Origin of the sequence: Streptomyces sp. XM83C, assembly GCF_023072675.1 — a bacterium.
In the GTDB taxonomy this organism is placed as follows: domain Bacteria; phylum Actinomycetota; class Actinomycetes; order Streptomycetales; family Streptomycetaceae; genus Streptomyces; species Streptomyces thermocoprophilus.
Map to the genome: position 1 here is coordinate 25769 of NZ_JALLGL010000001.1, position 17670 is coordinate 43438.

At 72.3% G+C, this 17670-nt stretch carries 11 protein-coding genes; 3 read left to right on the forward strand and 8 right to left on the reverse strand.

The genetic code is table 11. The features are described 5' to 3' along the window. Positions 1-185 precede the first annotated feature (185 nt). Complete coding sequence (locus tag MTQ10_RS00120) at positions 186-1718, forward strand: MFS transporter (protein WP_247460872.1); 1533 nt, start codon at positions 186-188, stop codon at positions 1716-1718. 99 nt (positions 1719-1817) lie between these two features. On the opposite strand, the gene serA is transcribed toward MTQ10_RS00120, so the two are convergent. The 6 genes from serA to MTQ10_RS00150 form a co-directional block, all read right to left on the reverse strand. Next, entirely contained in the window at positions 1818-3407 is a 1590-nt protein-coding gene (gene serA / locus MTQ10_RS00125; protein ID WP_247460874.1) for a phosphoglycerate dehydrogenase, read from the reverse strand. Between the two features lie 264 nt (positions 3408-3671). Next, the gene (ilvC, locus tag MTQ10_RS00130) at positions 3672-4670 is read right to left on the reverse strand and encodes a ketol-acid reductoisomerase (protein WP_247460876.1); all 999 of its coding nucleotides are present in this window, start codon (positions 4668-4670) and stop codon (positions 3672-3674) included. Between the two features lie 122 nt (positions 4671-4792). Beyond that, entirely contained in the window at positions 4793-5317 is a 525-nt protein-coding gene (gene ilvN / locus MTQ10_RS00135) for an acetolactate synthase small subunit (protein WP_030942875.1), read from the reverse strand. A gap of 20 nt (positions 5318-5337) precedes the next feature. After that, positions 5338-7188, reverse strand: a complete 1851-nt coding sequence (locus MTQ10_RS00140; RefSeq protein WP_247460878.1) for an acetolactate synthase large subunit — start codon at positions 7186-7188, stop codon at positions 5338-5340. A gap of 217 nt (positions 7189-7405) precedes the next feature. Further along, positions 7406-10393 carry a putative bifunctional diguanylate cyclase/phosphodiesterase gene (locus MTQ10_RS00145; protein ID WP_247460881.1) on the reverse strand — a complete coding sequence of 996 codons (2988 nt, stop codon included), beginning with the start codon at positions 10391-10393 and terminating at the stop codon, positions 7406-7408. A gap of 424 nt (positions 10394-10817) precedes the next feature. Further along, positions 10818-11759 (reverse strand): 2-hydroxyacid dehydrogenase, encoded by a 942-nt coding sequence (locus MTQ10_RS00150; RefSeq protein WP_247460883.1) that lies wholly within the window; start codon positions 11757-11759, stop codon positions 10818-10820. Positions 11760-11835: 76 nt separating this feature from the next. Between MTQ10_RS00150 and MTQ10_RS00155 the strand changes: the two genes are divergently transcribed. Beyond that, positions 11836-12834 carry an aldo/keto reductase gene (locus MTQ10_RS00155; RefSeq protein WP_247460885.1) on the forward strand — a complete coding sequence of 333 codons (999 nt, stop codon included), beginning with the start codon at positions 11836-11838 and terminating at the stop codon, positions 12832-12834. 243 nt (positions 12835-13077) lie between these two features. After that, the gene (locus tag MTQ10_RS00160) at positions 13078-14250 is read left to right on the forward strand and encodes a PQQ-dependent sugar dehydrogenase (protein ID WP_247460887.1); all 1173 of its coding nucleotides are present in this window, start codon (positions 13078-13080) and stop codon (positions 14248-14250) included. A 30-nt stretch (positions 14251-14280) separates the two neighbouring features. Here the strand turns inward: MTQ10_RS00160 and MTQ10_RS00165 are convergent, their stop codons facing one another. Next, the gene (locus MTQ10_RS00165) at positions 14281-14508 is read right to left on the reverse strand and encodes a DUF6191 domain-containing protein (RefSeq protein ID WP_247460890.1); all 228 of its coding nucleotides are present in this window, start codon (positions 14506-14508) and stop codon (positions 14281-14283) included. Positions 14509-14546: 38 nt separating this feature from the next. Then, positions 14547-17591: a helix-turn-helix transcriptional regulator gene (locus MTQ10_RS00170; protein WP_247460891.1), complete on the reverse strand. Its 3045-nt coding sequence runs from the start codon at positions 17589-17591 to the stop codon at positions 14547-14549. Positions 17592-17670 lie beyond the last annotated feature (79 nt).

Here is a 17670-nt window from a genome sequence, read left to right on the forward strand (position 1 = left end):
TAACCCCGGTCCATACGGCCGTCTCAGACGCGCGTTCACACGGCTCGCGTGGCGCACGCCCGCCCGGCGCGCGATCGGTGCGCCTGCCCGGCGCGGGCTCTTTCCCGGCCGTCCGCCAGCCTCCAGACGAGCGTCTTATACATTCGTTCTAGACAACTGTTTAAGACGTGCGTACATTAACGGTCATGACGAACCCACACCCCACCGCCCGTGCCGGACGCCGCGAATGGACCGCCCTCTGCGTGCTGATGCTGCCGCTGCTGCTGGTCTCGATGGACGTGTCGGTGCTGTACTTCGCGATCCCCGCGATCAGCGCCGACCTGGAGCCGAGCGGCACCCAGCAGCTGTGGATCTTCGACATCTACGCGTTCGTGCTCGCCGGCCTGCTGATGACCATGGGCTCCCTCGGCGACCGCATCGGCCGCCGCCGGCTGCTGCTGATCGGCGCCGCCGCCTTCGGCACCGCCTCGCTGGTCGCGGCCTACGCGGACAGCGCCGGGACACTGATCGCGGCCCGGGCGGTCCTCGGCATCGGCGGGGCCACCCTCATGCCGTCGACGATGGCGCTGATCCGCACGATGTTCACCGACCCCGGGCAGCGCGCGAAGGCGATCGGCCTGTGGTCCGGCGTGATGACCGGCGGTATCGCGCTCGGCTCGGTGCTGAGCGGCGTACTCGTCGAGTTCTTCTGGTGGGGCTCGGTGTTCCTGGTCAACCTGCCCGCGATGGTGCTGCTGCTGGTCATCGGCCCGTTCCTGCTGCCGGAGTCGAAGGACCCGAACCCGGGCCGCTTCGACTGGCCGAGCGTGCCGCTGTCGATGGCCGCGGTGCTGCCGGTGATCTACGGCCTGAAGGAGATCCCGTCCGAGGGCCGGCACATCCAGGACGTCGTCTCGATCGCGGTCGGACTCTGCTTCGCCGCGCTCTTCGTCCGCCGGCAGCGCACCGCCGCGTCCCCGATGATCCCGCCGGCGTTGGTCCGCGCCCGCGGGTTCAGCCCGGCCGTGGTGCTCAACCTGATCGCCTCGTTCGCGATGATGGGCTCGGCGTTCTTCACCACCCAGTACCTCCAGTCGGTGCTCGGCAAGAGCGCTCTGGAGGCGGCGCTGTGGGCGCTGCTGCCGTCGGTGCCGATCGGCATGGCCGCCCCCGCGGCCGGCGCCCTGGTGCAGAAGGGCGTGAGCCGGGCCTCGGTCGTCGCCGCCGGGTTCGTCACCGCGGCGGCCGGGTACGCGATGCTCGCCTTCACGGACACCGACAGCCTGTGGCTGCTGCTGGCCGCCTGCGCGGTCCTCGCCTGCGGCATCGTCGTCGTCATGTCGCAGATCACCGACATGGCGCTCGGCGCGGCCCCGGTGGAGCGGGCCGGCTCGGCGTCCTCCCTGCTGGAGACCGGCGGGGAGTTCGGCGGGGCGCTCGGCATGGCGGTACTCGGCTCCATCGGCACCGCCGTGTACGGCCACCGGATGCCGGACAGCGCACCGGACGTGGCGAAGGAGACCCTGGGCGGCGCGCTCGCCGTCGCCGACCGGGTGCCCGGCCTCGCCGCGGCGGCCCGGGAGGCGTTCACCGGCGGTATGCACGGGGCGGCGGTCGCCGGGGCGGTACTGCTGCTGGCGTCGGCGGCACTGGCGGCCCGCTCACTGCGGGGCGTGCGGGTCCGCGAGGCGGAGGCACCGGAGCAGTCCACGACCGAGGAGGCACGGGCGGCCGTATGAGAGCGGCGGCCCCGCACATGAAGAACGCCGGGCGGTCCGAGGGAACTCCTCGGACCGCCCGGCGTCCGTGTGCCGTGGGTGTCGGACCACCGCGGGGTGTCAGACCAGGTTCACCGAGCGGGCGGACGTCGCGCCGATCTCGGCGGCCAGCTCGGCCAGCACGTTCGGGGCCACCGTGTCGTCGACGGTCAGCACCGCGAGGGCCTCACCGCCGACGGCCGCGCGGGCCACCTGCATACCGGCGATGTTGATGCCGGCCTCGCCGAGGATGCGGCCGACGGTGCCGACGACACCGGGACGGTCCTCGTAGCGCAGCACCACCATGTGGTCGGCGAGCGCCAGGTCCACGTCGTACTCGCCGACAGCGACGATCTTCTGCACATGCTTCGGGCCGGCCAGCGTGCCGGAGACCGACACCTCCTCGCCGGTGCCGAGGGTGCCGCGCACGGTGACCACGTTGCGGTGGTCGGCCGACTCGGAGCTGGTGGTCAGACGGACCTCGACACCGCGCTCCTGCGCGAACAGCGGGGCGTTGACATAGGAGACCGTCTCGTCGACGACGTCCTCGAAGACACCCTTGAGCGCGGACAGCTCCAGCACCTTCACATCGTGCTGGGTGATCTCGCCGTACACCTCGACGTCGAGGCGGACCGCGACCTCGCCCGCGAGCGCGGTGAAGATACGGCCGAGGCGCTCGGCGAGCGGCAGACCCGGCTTGACGTCCTCGGCGATGACGCCGCCCTGGACGTTGACCGCGTCCGGCACCAGCTCACCGGCGAGCGCGAGACGCACCGAGCGGGCGACGGCGATACCGGCCTTCTCCTGCGCCTCGTCGGTGGAGGCACCGAGGTGCGGGGTGCACACGACCTGGTCGAACTCGAACAGCGGGGAGTCCGTGCAGGGCTCCTTGGCGTACACGTCGAGGCCGGCGCCGGCGACGCGGCCCTCCTTCAGCGCCGAGTACAGCGCCTCCTCGTCGACGATGCCGCCGCGCGCGGCGTTGATGATGCGCACGTTCGGCTTGACCTTGCGCAGGGCCTCGTCGCCGATGAGCCCGATCGTCTCGGGGGTCTTGGGCAGGTGGACGGTGATGAAGTCGGAGACCTCCAGCAGCTCGTCCAGGCTCAGCACCTTCACGCCCATCTGCGCGGCCCGCGCCGGCTGGACGTAGGGGTCGTACGCGACGACCTTCATGCCGAAGGCGGACATGCGCTGGGCGACGAGCGCGCCGATACGGCCGAGGCCGACGACACCGAGGGTCTTCTCGGCCAGCTCCACGCCCGTGTACTTGCTGCGCTTCCACTCGCCGTTCTTCAGCGCGGCGTTGGCCTGCGGGATGTTGCGGGCGGTGGCGACGATCAGGCCGCAGGCCAGCTCGGCGGCGGTGACGATGTTGGAGGTGGGGGCGTTGACGACCATCACGCCGGCCTTGGTGGCGGCGGAGACGTCGACGTTGTCGAGGCCGACGCCGGCTCGCGCGACGACCTTCAGCTTGTTCGCGGCGGCGATCGCCTCGGCGTCGACCTTGGTGGCCGAGCGGATGAGGATGGCGTCGACGTCGGCGATGGCCGGCAGCAGTTCGGCGCGGTCAGCGCCGTTGCAGTGGCGGATCTCGAAGTCGGGGCCGAGCGCGTCGACGGTGGCGGGCGACAGCTCTTCAGCGATGAGTACGACGGGTTTCGAGCTCACGTGAGTCCTCACATGTGCGATGCGGACGGCCGTCCCGACGGCCGCAGGCGGTGGAGGGAGGGGCTACCGCGGAAGACGCACGACGCTGTGGGCCTGACGCGTGTTGGGCAGCAGTCTAGTGGCGTGGCGGAGGTCGTATGACGCCTCCACGGAAGGATCACCCGTCCGTGGTTGGACGGGTTGGACAACGCCGTGTCACCGACGTTACCCGAGGTTCGCCGAAGGGGCCGAAGCAGTCCTGCTCCGGCCCCTCGGCACGGTGGCTTACGCCTCCTCGTTCACCCAGCTCATCAGCTTGCGCAGCTGCTTGCCGGTGGTCTCCAGCAGGTGCTCGGAGTCCTGCTGCTTGTACTCGTTGTACTTCTTCAGACCGCCGTGGTACTCGTCCATCCAGGTCTGGGCGAAGGTGCCGTCCTGGATCTCGGCGAGGACCTTCTTCATCTCGGCCTTGGTGGCGTCGGTGATGATCCGCGGGCCGGTGACGTAGTCGCCCCACTCGGCGGTCTCGGAGATCGACCAGCGCATCTTCTCCAGGCCGCCCTCGTACATGAGGTCCACGATCAGCTTCAGCTCGTGCAGGCACTCGAAGTAGGCGATCTCCGGCTGGTAGCCGGCCTCGGTGAGCGTCTCGAAGCCCGCCTTCACCAGCGCGGCGGTGCCACCGCACAGAACGGCCTGCTCACCGAACAGGTCGGTCTCGGTCTCCTCGGTGAAGGTCGTCTTGATGACGCCGGCGCGGGTGCCGCCGATGCCCTTCGCGTACGACAGGGCCAGCGCGAAGGCGTTGCCGGAGGCGTCCTGCTCGACGGCGGCGATGCAGGGGACGCCGCGGCCCTCCTCGTACTGGCGGCGCACCAGGTGGCCCGGGCCCTTCGGGGCGACCATGCAGACGTCCACGCCGGCCGGGGGCTTGATGAAGCCGAAGCGGATGTTGAAGCCGTGGCCGAAGAACAGCGCGTCGCCGTCCTTCAGGTTCGGGGCGATGGACTCCTCGTAGACCTGGGCCTGGATCGGGTCCGGCACCAGGATCATGATGACGTCCGCCTCGGCGGCGGCCTCGGCCGGCGTCACCACGCGCAGGCCCTGCTCCTCGGCCTTGGCCTTCGACTTGGAGCCCTCGTGCAGACCGACACGCACGTCGACACCCGAGTCACGGAGCGACAGCGCGTGGGCGTGGCCCTGGCTGCCGTAACCGATGACCGCGACCTTGCGGCCCTGGATGATGGACAGGTCGGCGTCGGCGTCGTAGAACAGCTCGGCCACTTTGGGTTCTCTCCTTGGAGTGCTGGTGTTGCGTCCCACCGTATGACGGCGGGCGGAGTCGGAGTTGCGGGGTCTCGGCATACGGGCGGCCCCGTCGCCGGGAAGCCGCCCGTACGGGCGCGTCAGGCGCTGCGGTCGAGGGCGCGCAGCGAGCGGTCGGTGATCGAGCGGGCGCCCCGGCCGATGGCGATGGTGCCGGACTGGACCAGCTCCTTGATGCCGTACGGTTCCAGCATCTTGAGCATGGCGGACAGCTTCTCGCTGCTGCCGGTGGCCTCGATGGTGACGGCCTCCGGGGAGACGTCGACGGTCTTGGCGCGGAACAGCTGGACGATCTCGACGATCTGGGAGCGCGTCTCGTTGTCGGCGCGCACCTTCACCAGGACGAGTTCGCGCTGCACCGCCTGCGACGGCTCCAGCTCGACGATCTTCAGGACGTTGACCAGCTTGTTGAGCTGCTTGGTGACCTGTTCGAGCGGCAGGTCCTCGACACCGACGACGATGGTGATACGGGAGATGTCGGGGTGCTCGGTGACACCCACCGCGAGCGAGTCGATGTTGAAGCCGCGGCGGGAGAAGAGGGCGGCGATCCGGGCGAGGATGCCCGGCGTGTTCTCCACCAGGACGGAGAGCGTGTGCTTGGACATGTCGGTGTGCTCTTCCTCGCTCAGTCGTCTTCGTTGTCGCCGAAGTCGGGGCGGACGTCCCGGGCGGCCATGATCTCGTCGTTGGAGGTGCCGGCGGCGACCATCGGCCACACCATGGCGTCCTCGTGGACGATGAAGTCGATGACGACCGGGCGGTCGTTGATGGAGTTGGCCTCCTCGATGACCTTGTCCAGGTCCTCGGGCCGCTCGCAGCGCAGGCCCACGCAGCCCATGGCCTCCGACAGCTTCACGAAGTCGGGGACGCGGGTGCCCCTGGCCTCCGGGTTGATGTCGTCGGGGCCGCTGTGCAGCACGGTGTTGGAGTAGCGCTGGTTGTAGAAGAGGGTCTGCCACTGGCGGACCATCCCGAGGGCGCCGTTGTTGATCACGGCGACCTTGATGGGGATGTTGTTCAGCGCGCAGGTGGTGAGTTCCTGGTTGGTCATCTGGAAGCAGCCGTCGCCGTCGATCGCCCAGACGGTGCGGTCGGGTGCGCCGGCCTTGGCGCCCATGGCGGCGGGGACGGCGTACCCCATGGTTCCGGCGCCGCCGGAGTTCAGCCAGGTGGCGGGCCTGTCGTACTGGATGAAGTGCGCGGCCCACATCTGGTGCTGGCCGACGCCCGCGGCGAAGATCGTGCCCTCGGGTGCGAGCTGCCCGATCCGCTCGATGACCTGCTGCGGGGCGAGCGAGCCGTCCTCGGGCTGGTCGTAGCCGAGCGGGTACGTCTCCCGCCACCGGGACAGGTCCTTCCACCAGGCGCTGTAGTCGCCCTTGTGGCCCTCGGCGTGCTCCTTCTGCACGGCCTGGATCAGGTCGGCGATGACCTCGCGGGCGTCACCGACGATCGGCACGTCGGCGGCGCGGTTCTTGCCGATCTCCGCGGGGTCGATGTCGGCGTGGACGACCTTGGCGTACGGGGCGAAGCTGTCCAGCTTGCCGGTGACGCGGTCGTCGAAGCGGGCTCCGAGGGCGACGATCAGGTCGGCCTTCTGAAGCGCGGTGACGGCGGTGACCGCACCGTGCATGCCCGGCATTCCGACGTGCAGCGGGTGGCTGTCGGGGAATGCGCCGAGCGCCATCAGTGTGGTGGTGACGGGCGCTCCGGTGAGTTCGGCGAGGACCTTCAGTTCGGCCGTCGCGCGGGCCTTGAGGACACCGCCGCCGACGTAGAGGACGGGCCGCTTGGCGGAGGTGATGAGCTTGGCGGCCTCGCGGATCTGCTTGGCGTGCGGCTTGGTCACCGGGCGGTAGCCGGGCAGGTCCATCACAGGCGGCCAGGAGAACGTCGTCTTCGCCTGGAGGGCGTCCTTGGCGATGTCGACGAGGACAGGGCCGGGGCGGCCGGTGGAGGCGATGTGGAAGGCCTGCGCGATGACCCGGGGGATGTCCTCGGCCTTGGTGACGAGGAAGTTGTGCTTGGTGATCGGCATGGTGATGCCGACGATGTCCGCTTCCTGGAAGGCGTCCGTGCCGATGGAGGAGGACGCGACCTGGCCGGTGATCGCGACCAGCGGGACGGAGTCCATGTGGGCGTCGGCGATCGGGGTGACCAGGTTGGTGGCGCCGGGGCCGGAGGTGGCCATGCAGACGCCGACCTTGCCGGTGGCCTGCGCGTAGCCGGTGGCGGCGTGGCCGGCGCCCTGCTCGTGGCGGACCAGGACGTGGCGCACCCGGGAGGAGTCCATCAGCGGGTCGTAGGCGGGAAGGATGGCACCGCCGGGAATGCCGAATACCGTGTCGGCGCCGACCTCCTCGAGAGAGCGGATGAGGGACTGCGCGCCCGTGACGTGCTCGACAGGGGCGGGCTGCTGTCCTCCGGATCGGGGCCGCGGCTGCGGATGATGGGCCCCGGTGGCCTGCTCGGTCATCGGCATTCTCTTCTCGATGCTGAGGGTTTTTGCGAAGTTCGGGCGTTGTGCGGCTGTTGCTGGTGCAACAAAAAACCCCTCGTGCCGTAAGGCAAGCGAGGGGAGCGCGCCGGTGGGGGTGCTGAGCGGTCAGGGCTCAGCGTCAGCCGACGCGCTTTCCAAGTACGAGAATTCGGGTGCGCATGGCACTGACCCTCCCCCCGGCACGCACCCGGTGTCAAGTGGGTGGGACGGGAGTCTCATTATGTGAACGCAGTGGCGCGCCGCCCGCGACGACGACGGAGACACCGCTGGTGTACACCCCCGAGCCGCCGCCCGTCAGGGCCGGTTCGGCCGGACCGTGCGGCACGGGCAGGTGTCCGGTGCCGAGCGCCCTGCGCAGCCGGTACTCGTCCAGCGGGCCGGCGAACGCCGTGCCCTGCCCGTGGGTGCAGCCCATGGCGCGCAGGGCGACGGCCTGCTCGGGAAGGTCCACGCCCTCGGCGACGGTCTGCAGACCGAGATCGCCGGCGATCCTCAGCAGCCCGCCGGTGATCTTGTGCAGTCGGGCGGACTCGACGACGCCCTCGACGAGGGAGCGGTCGAGCTTGAGCCCGTCCAGGGGGAGCCGGCGCAGCGCGGTGACGGCCGCCCAGCCGGTGCCGAAGCCGTCCAGCACGAACCGTACGCCGAGCCTTCTGAGGGCCGTCAGGCGCCGCTCCAGCTCGTCGAGCGGCACACGGGGGTCGAGGTCGGCCAGTTCGATCACGAGGGAGCCGGAGGGCAGCCCGTGCCGGGTCAGCAGCGCCTCGACGGAACCGAGGGGCACGGACCGGTCCAGCAGCCGCCGGGCGGGCATCCGGACCGCGACCGGCACGGTGACGCCGGACGCGTGGCGTTCGGCGGCCTGCTCGACGGCTTCCTGGAGCATCCAGCGGCCCAGCTCGGCGGTCCTGTCGCTGTCCTCGGCGACCCGCAGGAACTCGGCGGGCGTGAACAGCACGCCCTGCGAGGAGCGCCAGCGGGCCTGGGCGGCGACCGCCGAGATGCGGCCGTCGGAGAGCCGTACGACGGGCTGGTGGAGCAGGGTGAACTCGCCGTCGTGCAGCGCGGCCCGCAGCCGGGTCGCCAGCTCGGCCTTGCGGACGACGTCCTGCTGCATCTGCGGCCGGTACAGCTCGACGCGTCCCTTGCCGCCGGCCTTCGCCCGGTACATGGCGAGGTCGGCGTTGCGCAGCAGTTCGCCCGCGCCGAGGCCGGGTTCGGCGAAGGCGACGCCGATGGAGGCGTTGACGCGGACATCGTTTCCGTCGATGGCGTACGGCTGCGAGAGCGTGACCCTGAGGCGGTCGGCGAGCTCCAGGATGTGCCGCTCCCGGGCGCCTCGGTCACGGGTGTTGTCGCCGGCGATGAGGGCGGCGAACTCGTCGCCGCCGAGCCGGGCGGCGGTGTCCCCGTGGCGTACCGCGTCCTGGAGTCTGCGGGCGGCCTGGACGAGGAGTTCGTCGCCGGCCTGGTGGCCGATGGTGTCGTTGACGGCTTTGAAGCCGTCGAGGTCGATGAAGAGCACGGCGGTGTTGCGCAGGGCGAGGCCCCGGTCGGAGCTGCGCCGCCCGGACAGCGCCTGCTGGACGCGCGTGGTGAACAGGGCGCGGTTGGGCAGGTCGGTGAGCGGGTCGTGCTCGGCGTTGTGCTGGAGCTGGGCCTGAAGCCGGACGCGTTCGGTGACGTCGCGGCTGTTGAAGATCAGCCCGCCGTGGTGGCGGTTGACGGTGGACTCGACGTTGAGCCAGCCGCCGTCGCCGGAGCGGAAGCGGCACTCGATGCGGGTGGTGGGTTCCTCCAGGGGGCTGGCGGCGAGGAAGCGGCGGATCTCGTGGACGACGCAGCCGAGGTCCTCGGGGTGGATGAGGTTGGCCAGTTCGGTGCCGACGAGGTCCTCGGCGGGACGGCCGTAGACCCCGGCGGCGGCCGGGGAGACGTACCGCAGGACACCGCTGGGCGCGGCGATCATGATGACGTCGCTGGAGCCCTGCACCAGGGAGCGGAAGTGGTTCTCCTTCTGCGCGAGTTCCTGGGTGAGGGAGATGTTGTCGAGCAGCATGATGCCCTGGCGGACGACGAGCGCGAGGACGACGGTGCCGCCGATGAGCAGCACGACGCGGGAGACGCTGTGCCCGTTGAGGACGTTGTAGAGGATCCCCAGGGTGCACACGGCTGCCGCGAGGTACGGCGTGAGCGCGGCGAGGGAGCCGGTGATGGGCCGGGTGCCCGGGTAGCGGCCGTGGTCCGCGCCCGGCTGGGGCGGTGTCGGCCGGCCCGGCGGTCGGCGGCCGGGCCGGTGCTCGTGGACGACTCGGGTGTGGCCGTCGGTGTCGCGCGGGTGCCGGGCGGCCCAGGGGGCGTAGGCGAGCAGCAGCGAGCCGGCGAACCAGCCGGCGTCGAGGAGCTGGCCGGAGCGGTAGTTGTTGTGCAGCAGCGGTGAGGTGAACATCGCGTCGCACATCACCGTCAGGGCGAGCGCGCCGATCGCCGTGTTGACGGCGGTGCGGTTCACCGCGGAGCGGCGGAAGTGCAGCACGAGGACCATGCTGACGAGGGCGATGTCCAGCAGCGGGTACGCCAGGGACAGCGCGACGTGCGCGACGCTCGGGCCGTCGGACTGGGCGGCCTGGGCGAGGGCGAGGCTCCACGACAGTGTGAGCAGGGAGCCCGCGATCAGCCAGGCGTCCAGGGCGAGGCAGACCCAGCCGGCCTTGGTCATGGGGCGTTTCGCGAGGACGAGCAGTCCCACGATGGCGGGCGGCGCGAAGCACAGGAAGAACAGGTCGGCCGAGGAGGGGCTGGGCACGGGCCGGTCGAGGACGACCTCGTACCAGCCCCAGATGCCGTTGCCGAGGGCGGCCATCGCCGAGGAGAGGGCGAACAGCAGCCAGGCGGTGCGGAAGCGGACGCGGCGGCAGCGCGCGTAGAGCAGGCAGGAGACGGCTGCCGTGGCCGCTGCCGCGGCCAGCCCGAAGTCACCCATGACGAGGGCGAGTTCGCCCGATCCCCAGCCGAGTGCGGCACCGACGGCGTATCCGCCGCACACCACGGCCAGCACCATCTGCTGGACCATGGCCGTGCGGTTGCCGGAGGCCGGCGGGCGGGGCCGGGGCAGCTGCGCGGTCGGCTGCGGACGCAGGGGCGACCCGACGGCGGTCGCGGAGTGCGGCGGCGAGTTCACCGGGTCCTCCCGGTCCGTGCCGTCGCCCCCCGGTCCCGCCGGGTGCGGTGCACTGGGTGCGCATGCCTGCGCCGGGCGGTCGGCCTGCGGTGCGGGGCCGGCCGGCCGCCCGGCCGGTGCGGACGGCCCCGGTACTCCCTGTGATCGGCGTGGTGGCCGCGTCTGCGCGCGGCCGTGCGCCAGGGCCGCCGCCGGCTGCCCTGCCGCGTCGGATCGTTCGTCCATAGGCCGTGCATCGCCCGTCGCCCCCCTCACAAGTCTGGAATGTCCGTCCCCGGCGCCGAACGGTGCGCGGCGCATCCCCTGTCGGGACGATACACCAGTATCGTCACTCAGGGACATAGCTTCTCTACGCTCCGTGACCACCAGGCGTTATGCGGGCACGCACCGCGTTCGCGGGACTGCGGAGGGTACGCGAAGCGGATTACGCGCCCGTCGTGAGGATCACGTTGCGCAACGGCTCCCGGTTCACGAAACGCGTCAACTGGTCGGCCAACAGCCGCTTGGCGCGCGGCAGGAACGCGGACGTGGGCCCGCCGACATGAGGCGAGATCAGCACACCGGGGGCGCGCCACAGCGGGTGGTCGGCGGGCAGCGGCTCGGGGTCGGTGACGTCGAGTGCGGCGGTGATCCTGCCGCTGTCCAGCTCCGCGAGCAGCGCCTTGGTGTCGACGACGGGGCCGCGGGCGACGTTGACGAGCAGCGCGCCGTCCTTCATGCGGGCGAGGAACGCGCCGTCGACGAGGCCGCGGGTGGTGTCGGTGAGGGGCGTGGAGAGGACGACGACGTCCGCCTCGGGCAGCAGGGCGGGCAGTTCGGTGAGCGGATGCACGGGACCGCGCGCCGTTGTACGCGCAGAGCGCGCGACGCGCACGACCCGCGCGAGCTCGAAGGGCGCGAGCCGGTCTTCGATGGCGGCGCCGATGGAGCCGTACCCGACGATGAGGACCGTCCGGTCGGCGAGCGCGGGCCGGAAGCCGCCGAGCCAGGCGCCGCGGTCCTGGGCGCGGACGAAGTCGGGGATGCCGCGCAGCGAGGCGAGGATCAGGGCCAGTGTCAGCTCGGCGGTGCTCGCCTCGTGCACACCGCGTGCGTTGCACAGCCGTACGCCGGGCTTCAGATGCCTCAGGCCGGGCTCGACGTGGTCGGTGCCGGCCGACAGGGTCTGCACGACCTCGACGGCGGTCATTTGCGGCAGCGGGCGCTGCCCGACGTCGGCGGGCTTCATGTACGGCACGACGTAGTACGCGCAGTCCGCGGGGTCGGCGGGGAAGTCGTCCTCGCCGTTCCAGAAGCGGTAGTTCGGCCCCTCGGGGAGCCCCTCGATCTCCTCGGCGGGGATGGGCAGCCACACGTCAGCAGTCATGTCAGGAGGCTATGTCAGGGGCGTCGAGGAGCAGAGGTTAGGTTGGGGGCGCCAGGAGAGGGAGGATCACGAGCAGGTGGAGCGCAGGACGATCGGCGCGACGGCACTCTCCGTGGGGGCCGTCGGACTCGGGTGCATGCCGATGAGCTGGGCCTACAGCGGCTCCCGGCAGCGGGGCGAGGAGTCGCTGCGGACGGTCCACCGGGCGCTGGATCTGGGCTCGACACTGCTGGACACGGCCGACATGTACGGCCCGTTCACCAATGAGCTGCTGCTGGGGCGGGTGTTGAAGGAGCGCCGCCGGGAGGCGTTCGTGTCGACGAAGGTCGGTCTGCTCGTCGGCGAGCAGCACATCGTGGCCAACGGCCGCCCCGGCTATGTGCGGCGGGCCTGCGACGCCTCCCTGCGGCGGTTGCAGACGGACGTGATCGACCTGTACCAGCTGCACCGCGCCGACCCCGAGGTGCCGATCGAGGAGACCTGGGGGGCGATGGCGGAGCTGGTGCGGGCGGGCAAGGTGCGGGCGCTCGGGCTGTGCGCGGTCGGGGTGCGCGGCGGGCGCCGCCCCGGCGCCGGCCTGTACGACGCGACCTTGCGGCAGCTGCGGCGGGTGCAGCAGGTGTTCCCGGTGAGCGCGGTGCAGGCCGAGCTGTCGGTGTGGTCGCCGGAGGCGCTGCGGGAGCTGCTGCCGTGGTGCGAGGCGCGCGGCATCGGGTTCCTCGCGGCGATGCCGCTCGGCAACGGCTTCCTGACCGGCACGCTCACCCCGGGCGAGGGGTTCGAGCCGGACGACATGCGGGCCCGGCATCCCCGGTTCACCGCCGAGATGATGGCCGCCAACCAGCCGATCGTGGCCGGGCTGCGGCGCATCGCCGCCCGGCACGGCCCGGATGTCACGCCGGGCCAGGTGGCGCTGGCCTGGGTGCTGGCCCAGGGGCGGCACGTGGTGCCGGTGCCGGGCGCCAAGCGGGCGCGGTGGGTGACGGAGAACGCGGGCGCGGCGGATCTGCGGCTGACGGCGGCGGACCTGGCGGAGGTGGCGGGACTGCCGGCGGCGCAGGGGTCGTGGGACTGAGGCGGTGCCGCGGTGCGGGGGCGGGACGGGTTCGGTTCGGCCGCGGGTGCGGGGGGCGGCTCGGGCTCGGCGGAACGGGCCCGGGCGGGCCTGGCCCGCGACGGAAACGGCTCCCGGCGGCCGGGGCGCGGGCGGGGGTGTTCGTGCGGCGGGTGGTGCGCGGTCGTACCGGATCTTCGGGAGCGGGCGCCGGGAACGTGCGGGCGGTGTATGACAGAAGTCGGACCTACTCCGAGGGGGACCATGATCGTGCGACGACGGGCTGTACCGGCCCTGCTGGCCGCTGCCGCGCTCCTGCTCGCGGCGGGATGCTCCGGGAGCGGATCGGGGGCGCCGGCCGGTGCGGCCTCCTCCCCCGCCGGTATGAGCTCCCCGGCCTCTCCCTCGGGTTCCGCGACGGCCGAGGCGACAGCGCCCGCCAAGGGCACCGTGAAGGTGCTGCGCACCGTCGCGACCGGTCTGGACACCCCGTGGGGTCTGGCCCCGCTGCCCGACGGCGGCTCGCTGCTGGTGGCGTCGCGGGACCGGGCGACGATCACCCTCGTCGACGCGCGGACCGGCCGCAAGACGCTGCTGGGTGAGGTGCCCGGTGTCTCCCCGCAGGGCGAGGGCGGGCTGCTCGGGATCGCGCTCTCCCCGGACTACGCGTCCGACCGCATGATCTACGCCTACTTCACGTCGGCCTCGGACAATCGCATCGTCCGGATGCTGTACGACCCGAAGAAGCCCGCCGGTGAGCAGCTCGGCGCGCCCGACACCGTCTTCAAGGGCATTCCGAAGGGGTTCATCCACAACGGCGGCCGGATCGCGTTCGGCCCCGACGGCATGCTGTACGTGGGCACGGGCGAGAGCGGGCAGCGCGGGCTGTCGCGGGACAAGGAGTCCCTGGGCGGCAAGATCCTCCGGCTGACCCCGGAGGGTGAGCCGGCGCCCGGCAACCCGTTCCCCGACTCCCCCGTCTACTCGTACGGGCACCGGAATGTGCAGGGTCTGGCCTGGGACGACAAGCAGCGACTGTTCGCGTCGGAGTTCGGCCAGGACACCTGGGACGAGCTGAACGCGATCGCGCCGGGCGGCGACTACGGCTGGCCGGAGGCGGAGGGCAGGTCGGACGACCCGGGCTTCCGTGACCCTCTCGTGCAGTGGCACACCGACGACGCCTCCCCCAGCGGCATCGCCGTGGCCGAGGGCTCGGTGTGGATGGCGGGGCTGAAGGGCAAGCGGCTGTGGCGCATCCCGCTGAAGGGCACCGAGGCGTCGGCGGAACCGCAGGCCTTCCTCACGGGCGAGTACGGCCGGCTGCGCACGGTCGTCGCGGCGGGCGGCGGCAAGCTGTGGGTGACGACCAGCAACACCGACGGCCGGGGCGATCCGAAGGACGGCGACGACCGCGTCCTGGAGCTCCAGGTCAGCTGAGCCGGGCCGGAGGCGTGCCGGGGCCGGGGGCTATGTGTCCGGGCCGTCCTCGGGCGGTTCGTCGTCGGTTCCCTCGCCGGGGGGCGCTTCCTCGGGCCGTTCCTGGAGGCGTACGACGACCTTGCCCGATGTGAGGTCTATGGGGCCGTGCGCGGGGTCGCTGTCGCCGATGTCCTCCCGGGTCAGCTCCAGCCGGCGTTCCTCGTCGTGGGTGTGCTTGCGGCCGGGGGCGAACAGTTCCTCGAAGGCGTTGAACACGGGTTCCTCCCCGGTCGCAGGTTCCTCCAGCGTACGGCTCAGCCGGTGGTGCGCACGGGGACGGTTTCGGCCGTGAACAGGCCCAGCCGGTGCGCCACCGCCGCCGCCTCGCCGCGGCCCGCCACGCCGAGCTTGGCGAGGATGTTGGAGACGTGGACGCTGGCGGTCTTCGGGGAGATGAAGAGTTCCGCCGCTATCTGCCGGTTGGTGCGGCCCGCCGCGACCAGGCGCAGCACGTCCTGTTCGCGGCTGGTCAGGCCCAGTGCCTCCACGGGGTCGGCGGGGGGCCGGGGGCCGGTCGTGTCGGCGGTGAGGGCGATCCGGGCCCGCTGGGCGACGAGGGCGACGGCGTCGGCGAGGGGGCGGGCGTCGAGGTGGCCGGCGACGGCGTGGGCGAGGCGCAGCAGTTCCGTGGCGCGGGCGCGTTCGTCGTCGCCGCCGTCGGCGAGCAGGGCGACGGCCAGCCGGTGGCGGACGCGGGCGAGGTCGTAGGGGCGTTCCAGAGGCTCGACGCGGGTCACCACGTCCGACCAGTCGGCGCCGGTGTCGCGGCCCTCGGCGCGCAGCAGTTCGGCGCGGGCCCACGCCGCGTGCGCGTGCCAGACGGGCGCGTCGGTGGTGAGCCGCTGCACGGCGCCGGCGATCCGGGCGAGGGCCTCCTCGCGGCCGGGGCGGGCGGCGGGCAGCAGGCGGGCGTCGGCTTCGGCGGCGGCGGCGTCCAGCAGCAGCGGCCAGCCGTACCGGTGGGTGCCGGGTGGGATGCCCGCGTCCAGGGCGGCGGCGAGGGCGGTGCGCGCGTCGGCGAGGCGGCCCTCGGCGGCGGCGAGGCCGAGGCGGACGCGGGCGACGATGAGCCACTGCTGGGGCATGGGGTCGTGGGTGCCGAAGTGGGCTTCCGCCTCGGCGAGGTGGCGGGCGGCCTCGGCGTTGTCGCCGCGGCTCAGGGCGATCAGTGCCAGGGTGATCGCGCCGCAGCCCAGGGGTTTGGCGCTGTGTCCGCGGCGCAGCGCGGCGCGGGCGGCGTCGGTGGCCTCGTCCCAGTTGCCGAGGGAGTACTGCGAGTCGGCGAGGTTGCCCAGAACCCAGGATTCGGAGTCCAGCAGCCCGAACCGGCGGGCGTAGGCGACGCCCTCGGTCAGGACGCGGACCGCCTCGCGGGACCGGCCCACGCTCTCCAGGTCGTTGGGCAGGTTCACATAGGCGCGGCCCGCGACGAAGGTGTGGCCCTCGGTGGCCGCCTGCTGCCGTACCTCCTCCATCATGGCGAGGCCGGTCTCGACGTCGCCGGCGCCGACGGTGAGCCCGCCGAGGGTGAGCCGCGCGTTCAGCTCGGTCTCGCGGGCGGTGACCATCCGGGCGTAGGCGACGGCCTGTTCGGCGGCGGCGAGGGCGTCGGGGCCGGGTTCGTGGAGCATCGACCAGCTCGCGACGTTGGTGAGCACCTCGGCGTGGACGCGGGACGGGGGCAGTCCGCGTACGAGTTCCTGGGCGGTGGCCAGTTCCTGTCGGCCGTCGCCGCGGGCGAGGGACTGCACGAGGCGGGAGCGCTGGATCCAGAACCAGGCGGCGCGCAGGGGGTCGTGTTCGTGTTCCAGGAGGCGCAGGGCCCGTTTGGTGATCTTCAGGGCGCGTTCCCGTTCGCCACCGAAGCGGCCCGCGCAGGTGGCCTCCGTCATGAGGTCGAGGAAGCCGAGCGGGGTGGTGGCGGGGTCGCCGGCGCACTCGGGGTAGGCCTCCGCGTATCCGGCGACGCACAGGCGGGCGCGGATGTCCTCGGGTGCGGCGTCCCACAGTTCCATGGCCCTCTCCAGCAGGCGCAGTTGCTCGCTGTAGGCGTGGCGGGTGCGGGCCTGTACGGCGGCTTCGAGGACGGCGGGCAGGGCCTTGGCGGCGTCGTGCGCGTGGTACCAGTAGCTGGCGAGGCGCATGGCGCGCTGGTCGGCGGGGACGAGGCCGGGGTCGGCTTCGAGGGCTTCGGCGTAGCGGCGGTTGATGCGGGAGCGTTCGCCGGGCAGCAGATCGTCACCGACGGCCTCGCGGACGAGGGAGTGGCGGAAGCGGTAGCCGTCGCCGGTGGGTGTGGCGGTGAGGATGTTGGCGTTGACGGCGGCCCGCAGTGCCTCGATGAGGTCGTCCTCGGCGAGCCGGGCGACGGCGGCCAGCAGCCGGTACTCGACGGTGGAGCCGCCCTCGGCGACGATCCGGGCGACGTTCTGCGCGGTCTCGGGCAGGGCCTCGACGCGGACCAGCAGCAGGTCGCGGAGGGTGTCGGTGAGGCCGGTGCGGCAGCCCTCGAAGACGGCGACGGCGAGTTCCTCGACGAAGAAGGCGTTGCCGTCGGAGCGGCGGAAGATGTCGTCGACCTGGGCCGGTTCGGGTTCGGCGGCGAGGATGCCGGCGATCTGCCGGCCGACCTCGTCGCGGTTGAACCGGGACAGTTCCAGGCGGCGTACGGTGCGCAGCCGGTCCAGTTCGGCGAGGAGGGGGCGCATGGGGTGGCGGCGGTGGACGTCGTCGGAGCGGTAGGTGGCGAGGACGACGAGGCGGCCGGTGCGCAGGGTGCGGAAGAGGTACGACAGCAGGTGGCGGGTGGAGGCGTCGGCCCAGTGCAGGTCCTCCAGGGCGAGGACGACGGTGCGGTCGGTGGCGACGCGCTCCAGCAGGCGGGCGGTCAGTTCGAACAGGCGGGCCATGCCCTCCTCGTCGTGGCGTCCGCTGCCGGTCTCGCCCAGTTCGGGCAGGAGGCGGGCGAGTTCTTCCTCCTGTCCGGCGGCGGCCTCGGCGAGTTCGGCGGGCAGTTCGCGGTGGAGGGTGCGCAGGGCGGTGGAGAAGGGCGCGAAGGGCAGTCCGTCGGCGCCGATCTCGACGCAGCCGCCGACGGCGACGACGGCGCCCTCGCCGGCGGCGGCCTTGGCGAACTCTTCGACGAGGCGGGTCTTTCCGACGCCTGCCTCGCCGCCGATGAGCAACGCCTGCGGCTCTCCCGCGGTGGCGCGGGAGAGCGCTTCGCGCAGGGCGTCCAGCTCGGCGGTGCGGCCGACGAACACGGGGCTGACGGATCGGATCTCCACGGACCCGAGCATGGCATGCGCCGCTGACAGCGCGGCAGGGGTTTTCCACAGCCCCTGCCGCGCGGAGGCCGGCACCCGCGGCTCCGGCGGC

Bases quoted from the DNA above. Each gene is read 5' to 3' on its own strand.
- MTQ10_RS00150 (WP_247460883.1), bottom strand. From the start codon at position 11,759: ATGACTGCTGACGTGTGGCTGCCCATCCCCGCCGAGGAGATCGAGGGG.
- MTQ10_RS00170 (WP_247460891.1), bottom strand. From the start codon at position 17,591: ATGCTCGGGTCCGTGGAGATCCGATCCGTCAGCCCCGTGTTCGTCGGC.
- MTQ10_RS00160 (WP_247460887.1), top strand. From the start codon at position 13,078: ATGATCGTGCGACGACGGGCTGTACCGGCCCTGCTGGCCGCTGCCGCG.
- ilvN (WP_030942875.1), bottom strand. From the start codon at position 5,317: ATGTCCAAGCACACGCTCTCCGTCCTGGTGGAGAACACGCCGGGCATC.
- MTQ10_RS00140 (WP_247460878.1), bottom strand. From the start codon at position 7,188: ATGACCGAGCAGGCCACCGGGGCCCATCATCCGCAGCCGCGGCCCCGA.
- MTQ10_RS00120 (WP_247460872.1), top strand. From the start codon at position 186: ATGACGAACCCACACCCCACCGCCCGTGCCGGACGCCGCGAATGGACC.